Origin of the sequence: Pseudomonas sp. NFIX49 (genome assembly GCF_900115915.1) — a bacterium.
In the GTDB taxonomy this organism is placed as follows: domain Bacteria; phylum Pseudomonadota; class Gammaproteobacteria; order Pseudomonadales; family Pseudomonadaceae; genus Aquipseudomonas; species Aquipseudomonas pharyngis.
In genome coordinates this window covers 352,973-367,182 of the sequence record NZ_FOYE01000008.1, presented here as the reverse complement: position 1 = coordinate 367,182, position 14,210 = coordinate 352,973, and the positions used below count along the sequence as shown (strand labels likewise).

The 14,210-nt window shown below is 61.0% G+C and carries 13 protein-coding genes and 1 rRNA gene; 10 read left to right on the top strand and 4 right to left on the bottom strand.

All coding sequences use genetic code 11. The features are described from left to right. Positions 1 to 24 precede the first annotated feature (24 nt). Together rrf and mrdA are read left to right on the top strand one after the other, a co-directional pair. Positions 25 to 140: ribosomal RNA gene (gene rrf / locus BMZ46_RS23750) — 5S ribosomal RNA — on the top strand. A 222-nt stretch (positions 141 to 362) separates the two neighbouring features. Next, complete coding sequence (gene mrdA, locus BMZ46_RS23745; RefSeq protein WP_074689284.1) at positions 363 to 2,255, top strand: penicillin-binding protein 2; 1,893 nt, start codon at positions 363 to 365, stop codon at positions 2,253 to 2,255. Between the two features lie 12 nt (positions 2,256 to 2,267). Here the strand turns inward: mrdA and BMZ46_RS23740 are convergent, their stop codons facing one another. Then, complete coding sequence (locus BMZ46_RS23740; protein ID WP_064381145.1) at positions 2,268 to 3,227, bottom strand: LysR family transcriptional regulator; 960 nt, start codon at positions 3,225 to 3,227, stop codon at positions 2,268 to 2,270. Positions 3,228 to 3,371: 144 nt separating this feature from the next. Here BMZ46_RS23740 and BMZ46_RS23735 point away from each other — a divergent pair, with 144 nt between their 5' ends. The 3 genes from BMZ46_RS23735 to BMZ46_RS23725 are packed head-to-tail and all read left to right on the top strand — an operon-like array spanning position 3,372 to position 6,351. Next, positions 3,372 to 4,673 (top strand): MFS transporter, encoded by a 1,302-nt coding sequence (locus BMZ46_RS23735; RefSeq protein ID WP_074689282.1) that lies wholly within the window; start codon positions 3,372 to 3,374, stop codon positions 4,671 to 4,673. Beyond that, the gene (locus BMZ46_RS23730; protein WP_039772830.1) at positions 4,670 to 5,425 is read left to right on the top strand and encodes a class II aldolase/adducin family protein; all 756 of its coding nucleotides are present in this window, start codon (positions 4,670 to 4,672) and stop codon (positions 5,423 to 5,425) included. The genes BMZ46_RS23735 and BMZ46_RS23730 overlap by 4 nt, the downstream gene beginning before the upstream one ends. Next, positions 5,422 to 6,351: a 2-hydroxyacid dehydrogenase gene (locus BMZ46_RS23725; RefSeq protein WP_074689280.1), complete on the top strand. Its 930-nt coding sequence runs from the start codon at positions 5,422 to 5,424 to the stop codon at positions 6,349 to 6,351. The genes BMZ46_RS23730 and BMZ46_RS23725 overlap by 4 nt, the downstream gene beginning before the upstream one ends. On the opposite strand, the gene BMZ46_RS23720 is transcribed toward BMZ46_RS23725, so the two are convergent. Further along, on the bottom strand, positions 6,345 to 7,280 hold the full coding sequence (locus tag BMZ46_RS23720; protein WP_074689278.1) for a LysR family transcriptional regulator: 936 nt from the start codon (positions 7,278 to 7,280) through the stop codon (positions 6,345 to 6,347). The two genes, BMZ46_RS23725 and BMZ46_RS23720, sit on opposite strands and share 7 nt — an antisense overlap. A gap of 162 nt (positions 7,281 to 7,442) precedes the next feature. On the opposite strand from BMZ46_RS23720, the gene BMZ46_RS23715 reads away from it, so the two are divergent. From BMZ46_RS23715 to BMZ46_RS23705, 3 genes are read left to right on the top strand one after another with little or no spacing between them, the layout of a single operon-like run. Further along, positions 7,443 to 8,753, top strand: a complete 1,311-nt coding sequence (locus BMZ46_RS23715; RefSeq protein WP_074689276.1) for an MFS transporter — start codon at positions 7,443 to 7,445, stop codon at positions 8,751 to 8,753. A 22-nt stretch (positions 8,754 to 8,775) separates the two neighbouring features. Beyond that, positions 8,776 to 10,014 carry a Zn-dependent hydrolase gene (locus BMZ46_RS23710; protein WP_074689274.1) on the top strand — a complete coding sequence of 413 codons (1,239 nt, stop codon included), beginning with the start codon at positions 8,776 to 8,778 and terminating at the stop codon, positions 10,012 to 10,014. A 3-nt stretch (positions 10,015 to 10,017) separates the two neighbouring features. Continuing rightward, on the top strand, positions 10,018 to 11,043 hold the full coding sequence (locus tag BMZ46_RS23705; protein WP_074689272.1) for a histone deacetylase family protein: 1,026 nt from the start codon (positions 10,018 to 10,020) through the stop codon (positions 11,041 to 11,043). Between the two features lie 140 nt (positions 11,044 to 11,183). Here BMZ46_RS23705 and BMZ46_RS23700 read toward each other — a convergent pair whose 3' ends face one another. Together BMZ46_RS23700 and BMZ46_RS23695 are read right to left on the bottom strand one after the other, a co-directional pair. Then, positions 11,184 to 11,588, bottom strand: coding sequence for a lysozyme inhibitor LprI family protein (locus tag BMZ46_RS23700; RefSeq protein ID WP_074689270.1), 405 nt, complete (start codon positions 11,586 to 11,588; stop codon positions 11,184 to 11,186). 55 nt (positions 11,589 to 11,643) lie between these two features. Continuing rightward, complete coding sequence (locus BMZ46_RS23695; RefSeq protein WP_074689268.1) at positions 11,644 to 12,564, bottom strand: ADP-ribosylglycohydrolase family protein; 921 nt, start codon at positions 12,562 to 12,564, stop codon at positions 11,644 to 11,646. Positions 12,565 to 12,760: 196 nt separating this feature from the next. Between BMZ46_RS23695 and BMZ46_RS23690 the strand changes: the two genes are divergently transcribed. Both BMZ46_RS23690 and BMZ46_RS23685 read left to right on the top strand, forming a co-directional pair. Further along, positions 12,761 to 13,249 (top strand): SRPBCC family protein, encoded by a 489-nt coding sequence (locus tag BMZ46_RS23690; RefSeq protein ID WP_039772808.1) that lies wholly within the window; start codon positions 12,761 to 12,763, stop codon positions 13,247 to 13,249. Beyond that, complete coding sequence (locus BMZ46_RS23685) at positions 13,242 to 14,057, top strand: aminoglycoside phosphotransferase family protein (protein ID WP_081353106.1); 816 nt, start codon at positions 13,242 to 13,244, stop codon at positions 14,055 to 14,057. Before BMZ46_RS23690 ends, BMZ46_RS23685 begins: the two co-directional genes overlap by 8 nt. Positions 14,058 to 14,210: the final 153 nt, after the last annotated feature.

The window sequence follows — 14,210 nt, the reverse complement described above, 5'->3', positions numbered from 1 at the left end:
GGTCACGAGTCAGTACCCGAATTTCTTGACGACCATAGAGCGTTGGAACCACCTGATCCCATCCCGAACTCAGAAGTGAAACGATGCATCGCCGATGGTAGTGTGGGGTTTCCCCATGTGAGAGTAGGTCATCGTCAAGATTAAATTCCGAAACCCCAATTGCGAAAGCAGTTGGGGTTTTGTTTTGCCTGCAGGAAAGTGCCTGGAGGAAGCTGAAGCTCCAACCGTCACGATCACAACCATTGGGGAAATCCCTCTGAAATGACCGCCCGGTTTTTGGTATGGTGCAGCTCGTTTTTTAACGGACTGATGTCACGCCCAAGGATCGGCGCTCATTTTTTTGTCAAAGAGTGGCTGCAGAAATGCCCGAACCCATCCCAATCAAAGATCACGAAAAAGAGACGCGGCTGGTCAACAAACGCCTGATCGCCTGTGCCTTGTTTGTGTTCGCCATTAGTTGCGCCCTGGTGGTGCGCCTGTACATCCTGCAAGTCGTCGAGTTCGACTACCACTCGACCATCTCCGAAAACAATCGCGTCCATGTCCTGCCGATCCCGCCGACACGCGGCCTGATCTACGATCGCAATGGTGTGTTGCTGGCCGACAACCGTCCCAGCTACAACCTGACGATCACAAGAGAGCGCGCGACTGACGTCAACCAGGAGCTGGATGAAGTCATCAACCTCCTGCACCTGCCCGCCGAAGACCGCACAGTCTTCGATAAGGCCATGAAGCAGTCGCGTCACCCGTTTACACCCGTAACGCTGTTCTATGAGCTGACCGAAGAACAGATCGCCGTGCTGGCAGTTAACGAGTTCCGTCTGCTAGGCCTGGATGTCGAGCCACAATTCGTCCGTAACTACCCTTTGGGTGCGCACTTTGCACACTCGATCGGCTACGTCGGCCGTATAAACGAAAAAGAATCCAAAACCCTCGATTCCGTCGAATACCGTGGTACCCAATCCATCGGCAAGACCGGGATCGAACGCTTTTACGAGCCACAACTGCACGGCCACGTCGGTTACGAGGAAGTAGAGACCAACGCTCAGGGCCGCGTACTGCGCGTGCTGAAACACACCGATCCGATACCAGGCAAAAACATCGTCCTGAGTCTCGACGTCAAACTCCAGGAAGCCGCCGAAGCCGCACTGGGCGACCGTCGCGGCTCAGTGGTTGCGCTGGACCCATCGACCGGCGAAGTGCTGGCCATGGTCAGCAATCCGAGCTTCGACCCCAATCTGTTCGTGACCGGCATCAGCTCCAAGGAATATTCCGCGCTGCGCGATTCCATCGACCGCCCGCTGTTCAACCGCGTTTTGCGCGGTCTGTATGCGCCCGGTTCGACGATCAAGCCAGAGGTGGCGATTGCCGGTCTCGATGCCGGCGTGGTCACGCCTCAGACCCGCGTCTTCGATCCTGGCTACTACCAACTCCCGGACTTCGACCACAAATACCGCAACTGGAACCACAGCGGCGATGGCTGGGTGGACATGGACGCGGCGATCATGCGCTCCAACGACACCTACTTCTACGACCTGGCGCACAAGCTCGGCATCGATCGCCTGCATGACTACATGGCGATGTTCGGTCTCGGCGAGAAAGTCTCGCTGGACATGTTCGAGGAGTCACCCGGCCTGATGCCGTCCCAGGCATGGAAGCGCGCCACGCGCCGACAAGCCTGGTTCCCCGGCGAAACCGTGATCCTCGGCATCGGTCAGGGCTACATGCAGGTCACGCCGTTGCAACTGGCTCAAGCCACCGCACTGATTGCCAACAAGGGCATCTGGAACCGTCCGCACCTGGCCAAGACCGTCGACGGAGTGGCACCGGTGGACGAGCACCCGATGCCGAACATTCTGCTCAAGGATCCCCGTGACTGGGAGCAGGTCAACCACGGCATGCAGATGGTGATGCACGACGCCCGAGGCATTGCCCGTGCGGCGGCGGCCGGTGCGCAATATCGCATCGCCGGCAAGAGTGGTACGGCGCAGGTGGTGGCGATTAAGCAGGGTGAGCGTTACAACCGCGAGAAAACCCTCGAGCGACATCGTGACAACGCCCTGTTTGTCGGGTTTGCCCCGGCCGAGCATCCGAAGATCGCGATTTCGGTGATGATCGAAAACGGCGAGGCTGGTGGCCGAGTCGCAGGTCCGGTGGTGCGGCAGATCATGGACGCCTGGCTACTCGACCAGGACGGTCACCTCAAGCCGCAATACGCGGCGCCGACCAAAGCGCCGGGCGATCCTCACGTGTAACCCGCTAAAGCTTCACAGCACAGGCTCACGCAAGCTGAGCATGTGCTGGAAGCTGTCGAGGAATACCGTTTCCGCCTGAGTCATCTTCTGCTCGCGGTTCCACAGCAGCTGAATATCGAAATCCACCACCCCATCCTCCGGCGGCAAGCGCCACAGCAAACCCTGTTCGACATCCCGTCGCACCAGGTGAATCGGCAAGCAACCAATCCCGAACCCTGCACAGATCAGGCGATAAATCTCTTCGAAACTGGTGGAGGAAGCAACGATCTTGCCGGTAAACCCCTGCTGGTCACGAAACAGCGTCAATGGCGAAAGATTGCCGCCGAGCTGATCGCTGGTGAAGCTGACGAAGTTCTCCGCCGCCAGTTGCTCCAGCGTCAGATTCTGCTGCCCGAACAGTCGATGTCGCTGTCCGCAAAAGTACGCATAGCGCTCACGAAACAGTACCCGTTGCTCCAACCTTGGTTGGGGTAATCGACACAGTCCGACCCCCACCGTAGCGGTCTTTTGCAGCAATGAACTGATGATGTTCGAGCTGCCCATCACCTCGACTTCCAGCTCGATTTTCGGGTGAGTTTCGTGGAAGTCCGCAAGAAACTCATCGTAATGCCGCGCCTGCACGCCACTGACAGTCAGGATGCGGATCTTGCCGACAACGTCGTCATGGCGGTTCTCGACCACCGTGCCCAAACGGGAAATATCGCCGTAGATATCCGCCGCAATCCGCAGGACTTCTTCCCCGGTTTCCGTCAGATCAAAGCGCCGTCCACTGCGCGCAATCAACACACAATCCAATTGTTCTTCTAGACGTTTCAACGCCTGACTGACCGCCGACTGGGTGATGTGCAATCGCGCTGCGGCGCGACTCATGCTGCCTTCCTGCCCGATCACCAGATACGTGCGAAGCAGGTTCCAATCCAGCCGGTCATTGAGAAAACGCCTGCCAATCCAGGGATTTGCGGAGGAAGTCATGTAGTAGCCACGCTAATAGTAAAGATAAGTTTTTGAAAATTGACTAATCCTTTCACGGAAGCGATAAAGCCCACAAGCGCCACAGAGCGCGACCGTCAGCCGCTTCGACACCTGCCCAAAACTATAAATACACAGGGTTCTTGCATGCACACCACCGCTCAGCCGCGTCGCGCCGCGGCCGCTGCCTTCATTGGCACGACCATCGAGTTCTACGATTTCTACATCTACGCCACCGCCGCCGCACTGGTGCTCGGGCAAGTGTTCTTTCCCAGCAGCGACCCGGTGACTAGCACCCTCGCCGCGTTCGGCAGTTTCGCCGTAGGCTTCATCGCCCGTCCGATGGCCGGCATGGTGTTCGGCCATTTGGGTGATCGCCTCGGCCGCAAGAATATGTTGCTGGTGACCATGGCACTGATGGGCTTGGCCACGGCGGGTATCGGTCTGTTGCCGAGCTACGCCAGCGTCGGCATCTGGGCGCCGATCGGGTTGATCGTATTGCGCCTGATTCAGGGCATTTCCGTCGGCGGCGAGTGGGGCGGGGCAGTGTTGATGGCCAGTGAGCACGCCCCGGCCAAGCGTAAAACCTTCTATGCCTCCTTTGCACAACTCGGCAGCCCGGCGGGTTTGCTGCTGGCGTTGATCGCGTTCCGACTGGTGACGTCGCTGTCCCCGGAAGACTTCCTCGCCTGGGGCTGGCGTCTGCCGTTTCTCGCCAGCGGCGTGTTGATGATGGTCGGCCTGATGATCCGCTCCGGGGTGCATGAGTCGCCGGAATTCGCCAAGGCCAAGGACAACAACGAAACCGCGAAATACCCAGTGAAAGACGTAATCCGTCAATGCTGGCGGCAGATCCTTTTTGCTGCCGCCGCCGTCACCATCGGCTCGGCCGGGTTCTTCTTCACCAACACCTTCATGATCACCTACGTCACCCAATATCAGGGCATCCCGCGCGCAACCATTCTCGACTGCCTGTTCCTGGTGACGGTCATTCAACTGCTCTCGCAACCGTTGTCGGCACTGCTCGCCGAGCGCATCGGCGAAGGCCGATTTCTGATGTTGGTGGCGCTGCTGTGCATGGTCACGCCGTACCCGATGTTCCTGCTGGTCGGCACCCAGAACATCCTGTTGATGACCCTCGGTATCGCCGTCGCGGTGGTGATTCTCTCGGCTTTGTACGCGGTGATCGCCGGGTACATGACCCAGGCCTTCCCGGTGCACCTGCGTTACTCGGGCATTTCCATCGCTTACCAATTGAGCTGCGCAGTAGCCGGCGGCACCACGCCGCTGATCGGCACGCTGCTGGCCAGCAAGTTCTCCGGACAGTGGCTGCCATTGGCGGTGTTCTTCACGCTGCTGTCGGCCCTGTCCCTGATCGGTGTCTGCGGCCTCGCGCGCTTGCGGGCCAACCCGGTCGTCCTTCATAACAGCAAAGAGGTGTATTCGTGAGTAAGCCCGCCCATATTGACCCGATCGAATGGCAAGCCCGCTGCGAGCTCGCGGCGTTGTACCGATTGATCGCGCACTTTCGCATGACCGACCTGATCGACACCCACATCACCCTGCGGATTCCGGGGCCTGAGCATCATTTCCTGATCAACCGCTACGGGGTGATTTTCGACCGCATGCGTGCCTCCGATCTGGTGCGCATCGATCAGGACGGGCGCATCGTCGATCCTGAATACGCCGGGCATCGGGTCAACGCCGCCGGCTTCGTGATCCATTCGGCGATCCACATGGCGCGGCCGGATCTGAACTGCGTGATCCACACCCACACGGCCGCCGGCATGGCCGTCGCCGCGCAGAAACAAGGCCTGCTGCCGATCAGTCAGCACGCACTGAAGTTCTACGGAAAACTTGCTTACCACACCTACGAAGGCATCGCGCTGTCGCTGGATGAACGTGAGCGTTTGATCGCCGATCTCGGCCCGCACCGAGCGATGATCCTGCGCAACCACGGCCTGCTGGTCGGTGGTTCCGGCGTGGCCCAGGCATTCCAGGAAATCCACTTTCTGGAGCGCGCCTGCCAAGCCCAGGTGCAAGCGCTGGCCGGCGGTTGCGAGCTGCATTTCCCGTCGCCGGAAGTCTGCGCCCACACCGCCGAACAGTTCGACCGCGATGATCAGGACAACATCATCGACTTGGCCTGGGAGGCCGCACTGACCCTGATCGAATCCCAGCGCGAGTCCTATCTGTCATGAACACCGTTGCACTAATGTCCCGCGATACGCTGTTGCTCAAACAATTGCAGGAGGCCTTTGCCCGCCGTGCGCCGCAGCTTTCAGCGGTGCTGGCCGACGATCCCCGGGCGGCGAATGCGCAGATCGCGGCGTGCTGGTTTCCGCTGCCGGACAGCCTCGCCGCGTTGCCCAATCTGCAAGTGATTCACTCGGTCGCCGCCGGCATCGATCACCTGGAGCACGATCCGTCGTGCCCGGATCTGCCGGTGTGCAGGGTGGTTGATCCCGGCCATCGCCAAGGCATGACCGAGTATGTGCGCTGGGCGGTGATTCATTTTCATCGCGGCTTCGATCAAGTGCTGGAGCAACAACGCCAGCAGCATTGGGAGCGACCGCTGCAACGCCCGGCCCATGAGTTTCGGATCGGTGTCATGGGGCTCGGCTCACTCGGCAGCGCGATTGCGCAGGACCTGGCCAGCGCCGGTTACGAGGTGCGTGGCTGGGCGCGCAGCAGCAAGGATTTGCCGGGCGTGCAGACCTTCGCCGGCAGCGATGGCTTCAACCCGTTCCTCGACGGCGTGGAGTTGCTGATCAATCTGTTGCCGCTCACCCAGGAGACTCGCGGCATCCTCAATCGCGAGACGTTAGAACGGCTGGCCAACGGCGCGGCGCTGGTCAACGTCGGGCGCGGCGGGCACCTGAACATCGACGATCTGCAACAGGCACTGGCCCGTGGAAAACTGCGCGGTGCATTGCTGGATGTCTTCGAGCAGGAACCGCTGCCCGCCGAGCATTCGCTGTGGAAAACTCCGGGTGTAACCGTCACCCCGCACATGGCTTCGGCAGCTTCGCACGACTGCATCGCCGAACAGATCGCCGAGAACTTTCGCCGTTTGAACGTCGGCGAACCGCTGCTCAACAGCGCGGATCGCCTGCTCGGTTACTGATCCGCCAGGCAGGCCTGCAAGCGTTCGATGAACAGCGTTTCGGCGCGACTCATGCGCTGGTCGCGGTTCCACAGCAGATGAATGTCGACATCGGCAATCCCCTCGTGGGGCGGCAGGCGCCAGAGCAATCCGCCCTCGACGTCCGCCGCCACCACGTGCTCCGGCAAACAACCGATACCGAACCCGGCGATCACCAGTCGCCGCACTTCCTCAAGGCTTGGCGATGAGGCGACGATGCGTCCGCTGAAGCCTTGCTGATCACGAAAAATCGTCAGCGGCGAAAGCATCCCGCCAATCTGGTCGCTGGTGAAACTGACGAAGTTTTCCCGCTGCAAATCGCCTTCGCCGATGTCCTGTCGGCCAAACAGCGCGTGGTGTTTGCCACAGAAAAACGCATAGCGTTGACGCAGAAACAGACGCTGTTCCAGACGCGGTTGCGGGCGGCGATTGAGGCTCAGACCAAGGGTCGCGGTTTTCTCCTGAAGCGCGCTGACGATGTCCGAACTGCGCATCACATCGACCTCCAGATCCACCCGTGGATACTGCCGATGAAAGTCAGCGAGGAAGTCATCGAAGCGCTCGGAAAAGATCCGGCTGATGATCAGCAGTCGCACTTTGCCGATCACTTCGTCGGCCGGTTGCTCCAGCAGGCTGCTGACCTGGGACATCTGCCCGTAAATCTCGCCGGCCAGTTCGAAGATCTGCTCGCCGACTTCGGTGAGGGCAAAGCGCGGGCCGCGCCGGGCGATCAACTGGCGACCCAGTTGCTCCTCCAGACGCTTGAGTGCCTGGCTCACCGCCGGTTGGGTCAGGTGCAGACGCGCGGCGGCGCGGCTGATGCTCAGCTCCTGGCCGATTACCCGGAAGGTACGCAGCAGGTTCCAGTCGAGGCGGTCGTTGAGCAGGCGCTGGACGTCGCGTTCGGCCATGGGATTTCTCGATTATAAGGTTGGGTAATACTCGGAATAATAAATAGAAAATTGACTAATCATAGCCCCGGGACGATAAATCACCCCACGACAGGTGCCGCCAGAGCGCCTTGGATTTACGTTTTCCTCCTGCCAAAAAAACAATCAAAGGAGCCCGACCCCATGAAGCCCCACGCTTCGAACCAGCCGCGCCGTGCGGCGGCCGCAGCCTTCATCGGCACCATGATCGAGTGGTATGACTTTTACATCTACGCCACCGCCGCCGCGCTGGTGTTCGGCGCGCTGTTCTTTCCCTCCGACGATCCGCTGTTCAGCACCATGGCGGCGTTCGGCACCTTCGCCGTGGGCTTCTTTGCCCGGCCGTTGGGCGGGATCATTTTCGGTCATATCGGCGACCGTATCGGTCGCAAGAAATCCCTGATCATCACACTGTTGATGATGGGCGTAGTGACGGTGTGCATCGGCCTGTTGCCGACCTACGCGCAGATCGGCGCAACCGCGCCGGTGTTGCTGATTCTGTTGCGCATCGTCCAGGGCATTGCCGTCGGTGGCGAGTGGGGCGGGGCGGTGTTGATGGCCGGCGAGCATGCGCCGAAGGGCCGGCGCAATTTCTTCGCTTCGTTCGCGCAACTGGGAAGCCCGGCGGGTTTGATCCTGTCGCTGCTGGCCTTCAGTGCCGTGACCCGTTTGCCGGAAGAAGACCTGATGAGCTGGGGCTGGCGCCTGCCGTTCCTCGCCAGTGCGCTGTTGCTGCTGGTGGGCCTGGCGATTCGCCTGGGCGTGAACGAGTCGCCGGAATTCCTCGCCAGCCGCGAGCAGGCCAGCAAGCAAATCAAGAAAGAACAGGCGCCGGTCATGGAAGTACTGCGCACCGCGTGGCGTCCGCTGTTGCTGTGCATCGGCGCCAACACGCTGGGCATCGCCGGGGTGTATTTCACCAACACCTTCATGATCGCCTACACCACTCAGCAACTGGCACTGCCACGTTCGCTGATTCTCGAATGCCTGTTTTTCGTTGCGATCATCCAGTTCTGCATCCAGCCGCTGGCCGCGTGGACGGCGGAGAAGATCGGCGCGACACGTTTCCTGTGTCTGGTGTCGCTGCTGGCGATGGTCTCGCCGTACCCGATGTTCGTGCTGGTCAGTTTGGCCCAGGCGCCGCTGATCATCCTCGGCATCGCGCTGGCGGTGGTGTGCATGGCGTCGTTCTACGCAGTGATCGCCGGGTACGTCAGCGGCATGTTCGAGACTCGCGTGCGCTACACCGCGATCTCGCTGGCCTATCAGATTTGCGGCGCGGTGGCCGGTGGGTTGACGCCACTGATCGGCACGATGCTCGCGCACAAGTTCACCGGGCAGTGGTGGCCGATGGCGGTGTTCTACAGCCTGATCGCCGGCATTTCGCTGATCTGTGTGCTGTCCCTCGCCCGGCGTCACGCCAGCGCCCGTCGCGCGGAACTGGCCCGTGCCTGACCCGGAATTTCAGGAGAACCTCATGTTGAAGATCAATGGCGAACGCCTGTGGGCGAGCCTGATGGCCATGGCCGAAATCGGTGCGACAGCCCGAGGCGGCAGCTGCCGTCTGGCATTGAGCGACGAAGACAAGGCCGGTCGCGAACTGTTCGCCCACTGGTGCCGCGAAGCCGGCATGACCCTGAGCGTGGACGCCATCGGCAACCTGTTCGCCCGTCGCGCCGGCACCGATCCGGACGCCGCGCCGGTGATGATGGGCAGCCACCTCGACACCCAGCCCGAAGGCGGGCGTTTCGACGGCGTCTACGGCGTACTCGCCGGTCTGGAAGTGGTACGTTGCCTCAACGACCAGAACATCCAGACCCGCAAACCGCTGGAAGTGGCGGTGTGGACCAACGAAGAAGGTGCGCGCTTCACCCCGGCCATGTTCGGCTCGGCGGTGTTCACCGGGATCATGGATTTGGACGCTGCGCTGGCGGTACGTGATGTCGATGGCATCAGCGTTGCCGAAGCGTTGCAGCGTAGCGGTTACGCCGGTGAACGTCCGTTGGGCGGCGCGGTGGATGCGTATTTTGAGGCGCACATCGAGCAAGGCCCGATCCTTGAAGACAACGCCAAAAGCATCGGCGTGGTCACGGGTGGTCAGGCGATCCGCTGGCTCGATGTGCGTGTCGAAGGCATGGCCGCTCACGCCGGCACCACGCCGATGCCGCTGCGCAAAGATGCGCTGTACGGCGTGGCGCGGATGATTCAGGCGATTGAAGGCTTGGCCACGGATTTTGCCCCCGAAGGCCTGACCACGGTCGGCGAGTTGAGTATCAACAAGTCCTCGCGCAATACCATTCCGGGGCTGGTGAATTTCACCGTCGATCTGCGTCATCACCGTGACGAAGCGATTGCCGCGATGGAACAACAAGTCCGCGCCCGGTTGCAGGCGATTGCCGATGGCCGGGGCTTGAACCTGACGATCACCCCGCACTGGATCAGCCCGGCCACGCCGTTCGACGCCGAATGCGTGGCAGCCGTGCAAGAAGCGGTGGATGCGCTGGGCTACGCTCAGCAGTCGATTGTCAGCGGCGCCGGGCATGACGCGATTCATCTCGCACGCTACTGCCCGACGGCGATGGTGTTCATCCCGTGCGTCGGCGGCTTGAGTCACAACGAAGCCGAGGACGTGTTGCCCGAAGATGTGAAGCAGGGCACCGACGTATTGCTCAACGCCGTGCTGGCCCGCGCCGGTCTAATCGAACAGGGAGTCTGAATCATGCGCAGTTTTTTCCATGCCGAACAATTGCTCCACCATCCACGCAGCTATTACTCGCGCGGGCAGATGCGTACGCCGCAGGAAGTCCCCGAGCGTGCGCAGCGTCTGGTGCAGGCCGCCCACGGTTTGGGCTTCAGTGTCGAGCAACCCGCCGATGCCGGTCTCGCGCCGCTGCTGGCGGTGCATGGTGCACCGTATCTGACGTTCCTTCAGGAAGCGCATGCACGCTGGAAAGAGATCCCCGAAGACTGGGGCGACGAGGTGATGTCGAACATTTTCGTCCGCGAGCCCAACGCTTTGCGCGGCATCCTCGCCCAGGCGGCGCGCTATCTGGCGGACGGCAGTTGTCCAGTCGGCGAGCAGACCTGGCGATCGGCTTATTGGTCAGCGCAAAGCGCGGTGGCCGGGGCTCAAGCGCTGATCGATGGCGAGCCTGCGGCCTACGCCTTGTGCCGTCCGCCGGGGCATCATGCCCGGGCCGAAGCGGCGGGTGGTTTCTGCTACGTGAACAACGCGGCGGTGGCGGCGCAGGTGCTGCGTGACAAGTTTGAAAAAGTCGCCGTGCTCGACACCGACATGCACCACGGTCAGGGCATCCAGGAGATTTTCTACGACCGTGATGATGTGCTTTACGTCTCGGTGCATGGCGATCCGACCAACTTCTATCCGGGCGTCGCCGGGTTCGCCGACGAACGTGGCAGCGGCGCGGGGGAGGGCTTCAACCTCAACCTGCCGATGGCTCATGGATCAAGCGAAGCGGATTTCCTCGGGCAACTGGAAGTCGCATTGAACGCGGTACGCGAGTTCGGCGCCGAGGTGCTGGTGCTGTCGCTGGGCTTCGATATCTATGAGCTGGACCCGCAAAGCAAAGTCGCCGTGACCCGTGAAGGTTTTGCAGCATTGGGCGAACGGATTCGCAGCCTGGGCCTGCCATGCCTGATCGTGCAGGAGGGCGGTTATCACCTGGAAAGTCTCGAAGACAATGCCCGAGCGTTTTTCGTGAACGGCGAGGTGTGGCAACGCTGAGGCACCCCACCTGCCGTAGCGCCGGTAGTGCTTGCGATCGCCCTGAAGCCATCGCGAGCAAGCCCGCGCCCACATTTGAAATGCGGTTCAAATGTGGGCGCGGGCTTGCCCGCGAAGAGGCCTTCAAAAACTCTGGAAAATCAGGCCCCGGGCACCGGGCAGCTCATGTCGCCTTCCTCACACTTCAAATACTGCTTGAGCGCCTCGGTTCGCGTCTTTGTCACCGAGGCGATGCAATTGTTGTAGATCAACGGATAAACACTCCCGCCTGCCACGCCGGATGCCGAAAACTTGCACTCGGCATCGCGAAAGCCGATCCAGGCCCGCTGCGCGCTCACCAGCAGTTTTTTGCCATCAGGGTTGTCCTTCAACCGGGCGGTAATCTGCTGATAAACCGAGTTCAACTCCTTGTCCGCCGCCTTGTTTTCCTGCGCGGCGCACTGATTCATCGTCGCCTGATCGCTGGCATTGGCGCAGTCCACGGCGGCGTGGACGACGGAAGTGAAAAGAAAGGGTGTCAGGGCCAGAAGCAGGCGTGGGCACATGAGTCATCTCGCTTTGATGAATGAACGTGCCGGGCAGTTTAGCGACTTCGTGGCGCTAACAAGGTGTGCGATGTCTGGATGCGTTGAGCAACCGTTCGGCAGTCGCCGCAATTTCCTCTCCGTCATGCAGTTTTTCCAGCCATCCGAACGGGATTCCCTGCACGCCGTAATGGGCTCCGGCCAACTGACCGACAATGGCGGCCGTGGTGTCTGCGTCATCGCCCAAGTTGGCCGCTTGCAGGACGGCGGCGGCAAAGCTGTTGGTGTGCTGGAAGCACCATAACGCCGCTTCCAGGGATTCGACGCAGTAGCCGCTGCCGCGGATTTCGCGCTCGGTCTTGTGCAGGTAGTTACCCCGGGCAATCGCCGCCACCTTGGGCTGGTGGAAGGATGTTTGGGGCAGAGTGCGCAGTTGCGCTTTCGATGCGCCTTCCAGGGCCTTGCAGAGCAGTTCGGCAAACAGTTGGCAACATTCGATGGCCTCGGGCGCCGCGTGGGTGGTGCGTGAACTGTCAGCGGCGAATCGCCTGATTTGCCGGGCATCGGGGAAATAGAACAGAACCACAGGCACCAGTCGCATCAACGAGCCATTGCCGGCACTGTGCGGGTCAGTAGAGCCGGCAAACGGCTCTCCGGTTTGTTGATAGCGATCCAGAGCCTGACTCACGGTCATGCCGATATCGAAGCATTCGCCAGTCGAACTCAGATAACCCCACTGCCACCAGTTCAGATAGCGGCCCATCTGGTCAGCGGCATCGAAAGCATTTTTGTTCAGCAGGCTTTCTGCCAGACACAACGCCATCGAGGTGTCGTCGGTCCATTGTCCGGGCTTCAAGTGAAAAGGCCCACCACCGACCATGTCGGTCAGGGGCTGGAAGCTGCCGCGAGGCTGGAATTCGACGGTGGTTCCCACGGCATCGCCGCAGGCCAGGCCGAGCAGGGCGCCACGGTAACGTTCGGGGAGGGAGGGCTGCATGATGACGTCCTTGTGTCGTTCAATTCGCTGCGAACGTTAGCAGTTTCGCCGCGCTGATCCGTGCGCATTCTGACGAACCGGTGCCCCAAAATACTGCCGGATATTTCAATCAGACCCGCCCTTTGCAGTGGATCGATACAACTTCGGATTGGACATGTGGTCATACAAGCCTACTGTTCAAAACAGGAGGTGACGTATGAAACCAGTACCCAATAGCTTTGAACGCAAGATCATGCTCAGGTCGCCGCGCTCCCATGTCTGGCGCGCCCTGGTCGATGCCGAGGCGTTCGGCCAGTGGTTCGGCGTTGCGCTGGAGGGCCGGCGGTTTATCGCGGGCGAATGGACGCAGGGGCAGGTGACGTACCCCGGTTATGAACATGTGTTGTGGAACGTGCTGGTGGAGCGGGTCGAGCCGCAGCAGCTGTTCTCCTTCCGCTGGCATCCCTATGCGGTAAATCCGAAAATCGACTACTCGCAGGAACCGACCACCCTGGTCAGATTCGAACTGCAGGACTACGAGAACGGCACGCTGCTGAAAGTCTCCGAGTCCGGTTTCGCGCACATTCCCGACGTTCGCCAGAAAGAGGCGTACTACATGGACAGCCGGGGCTGGGAGGAACAGTTGAGTCGGCTTGAGCACTTCCTCGCGGAGAGCGACCGGGCCCGCGAGCGTGAAGGTGGCTGATCTCGACCTGTTCACGCCGTGGCTGGAACGCTGGGCGCTGGTGCCGGACGGCGAGCCGGTCATCACCCCGGGCAGCCGCCTGTTGTCGGTGCGTCAGGGCGATGTGCCGGCAATGCTGAAAGTCGCGGTGGACGACGAGGAAAAGTACGGCAACCTGCTGATGACCTGGTGGGACGGCGATGGCGCCGCCCGGGTGCTCGCCCATCACGATGAAGGCCTGTTGCTGGAGCGGGCCATGGGCCAGCGTTCGCTGATGCACATGGCGCTCAACGGCGAAGACGACGAGGCCACGCGGATCATGTGTCGAGCGCTGGCGCACCTGCACGCACCGCGACCAACGCCGCCACCCCCGTTGGTGGAGCTGGCGCCATGGTTTGCATCATTAACAATGGCCGTGGCCCGATACGGCGGCCAATACGCCGAATGTCTGCAAACCGCCCAGACCTTGCTTGCCGAGCCACAGGACGTAGTGGTGCTGCACGGCGACATGCACCACGACAACGTCCTCGATTTTGGCCCACGGGGCTGGCTGGCCATCGACCCCAAGCGGGTGCGGGGCGAGCGTGGTTATGACTACGCCAACCTGATCTGTAACCCGGAACTGCCGACGGCCACCGATCCGGAGCGCTTTCAGCGGCAAGTCGAGGTGATCTGCGCAACAGCGGGCATCGAGCGAAGCCGCTTGCTGCAATGGGTATTGGCCTTTGCCGGACTGTCTGCCGCATGGTTCATGGAGGATGACGAGCAAAAAGCCGCCGCCGGACAGCTGAAAGTCGCCCAACTGGCGGCTTCCGCGCTCAATGCCTGACACGCCTAAGGGTTTTCGGAAGGCGCGCTATGGCGAATGTCTTACACGCGCTGGTAGCTTTTTCGACTATTGCCGATTGGATCCACAGCGTAATCTAGCCTCATCAACTGAAGCACAGGGAGTGTTTCAGGATCACGGATGATCGACCATTAG

What these genes read in the sequence shown, in the direction of transcription:
- BMZ46_RS23710 (WP_074689274.1), top strand. Translation starts at nt 8,776, where the DNA reads ATGTTGAAGATCAATGGCGAACGCCTGTGGGCGAGCCTGATGGCCATG.
- BMZ46_RS23740 (WP_064381145.1), bottom strand. Translation starts at nt 3,227, where the DNA reads ATGACTTCCTCCGCAAATCCCTGGATTGGCAGGCGTTTTCTCAATGAC.
- BMZ46_RS23705 (WP_074689272.1), top strand. Translation starts at nt 10,018, where the DNA reads ATGCGCAGTTTTTTCCATGCCGAACAATTGCTCCACCATCCACGCAGC.
- BMZ46_RS23735 (WP_074689282.1), top strand. Translation starts at nt 3,372, where the DNA reads ATGCACACCACCGCTCAGCCGCGTCGCGCCGCGGCCGCTGCCTTCATT.
- mrdA (WP_074689284.1), top strand. Translation starts at nt 363, where the DNA reads ATGCCCGAACCCATCCCAATCAAAGATCACGAAAAAGAGACGCGGCTG.
- BMZ46_RS23725 (WP_074689280.1), top strand. Translation starts at nt 5,422, where the DNA reads ATGAACACCGTTGCACTAATGTCCCGCGATACGCTGTTGCTCAAACAA.
- BMZ46_RS23700 (WP_074689270.1), bottom strand. Translation starts at nt 11,588, where the DNA reads ATGTGCCCACGCCTGCTTCTGGCCCTGACACCCTTTCTTTTCACTTCC.
- BMZ46_RS23720 (WP_074689278.1), bottom strand. Translation starts at nt 7,280, where the DNA reads ATGGCCGAACGCGACGTCCAGCGCCTGCTCAACGACCGCCTCGACTGG.
- BMZ46_RS23715 (WP_074689276.1), top strand. Translation starts at nt 7,443, where the DNA reads ATGAAGCCCCACGCTTCGAACCAGCCGCGCCGTGCGGCGGCCGCAGCC.
- BMZ46_RS23690 (WP_039772808.1), top strand. Translation starts at nt 12,761, where the DNA reads ATGAAACCAGTACCCAATAGCTTTGAACGCAAGATCATGCTCAGGTCG.
- BMZ46_RS23695 (WP_074689268.1), bottom strand. Translation starts at nt 12,564, where the DNA reads ATGCAGCCCTCCCTCCCCGAACGTTACCGTGGCGCCCTGCTCGGCCTG.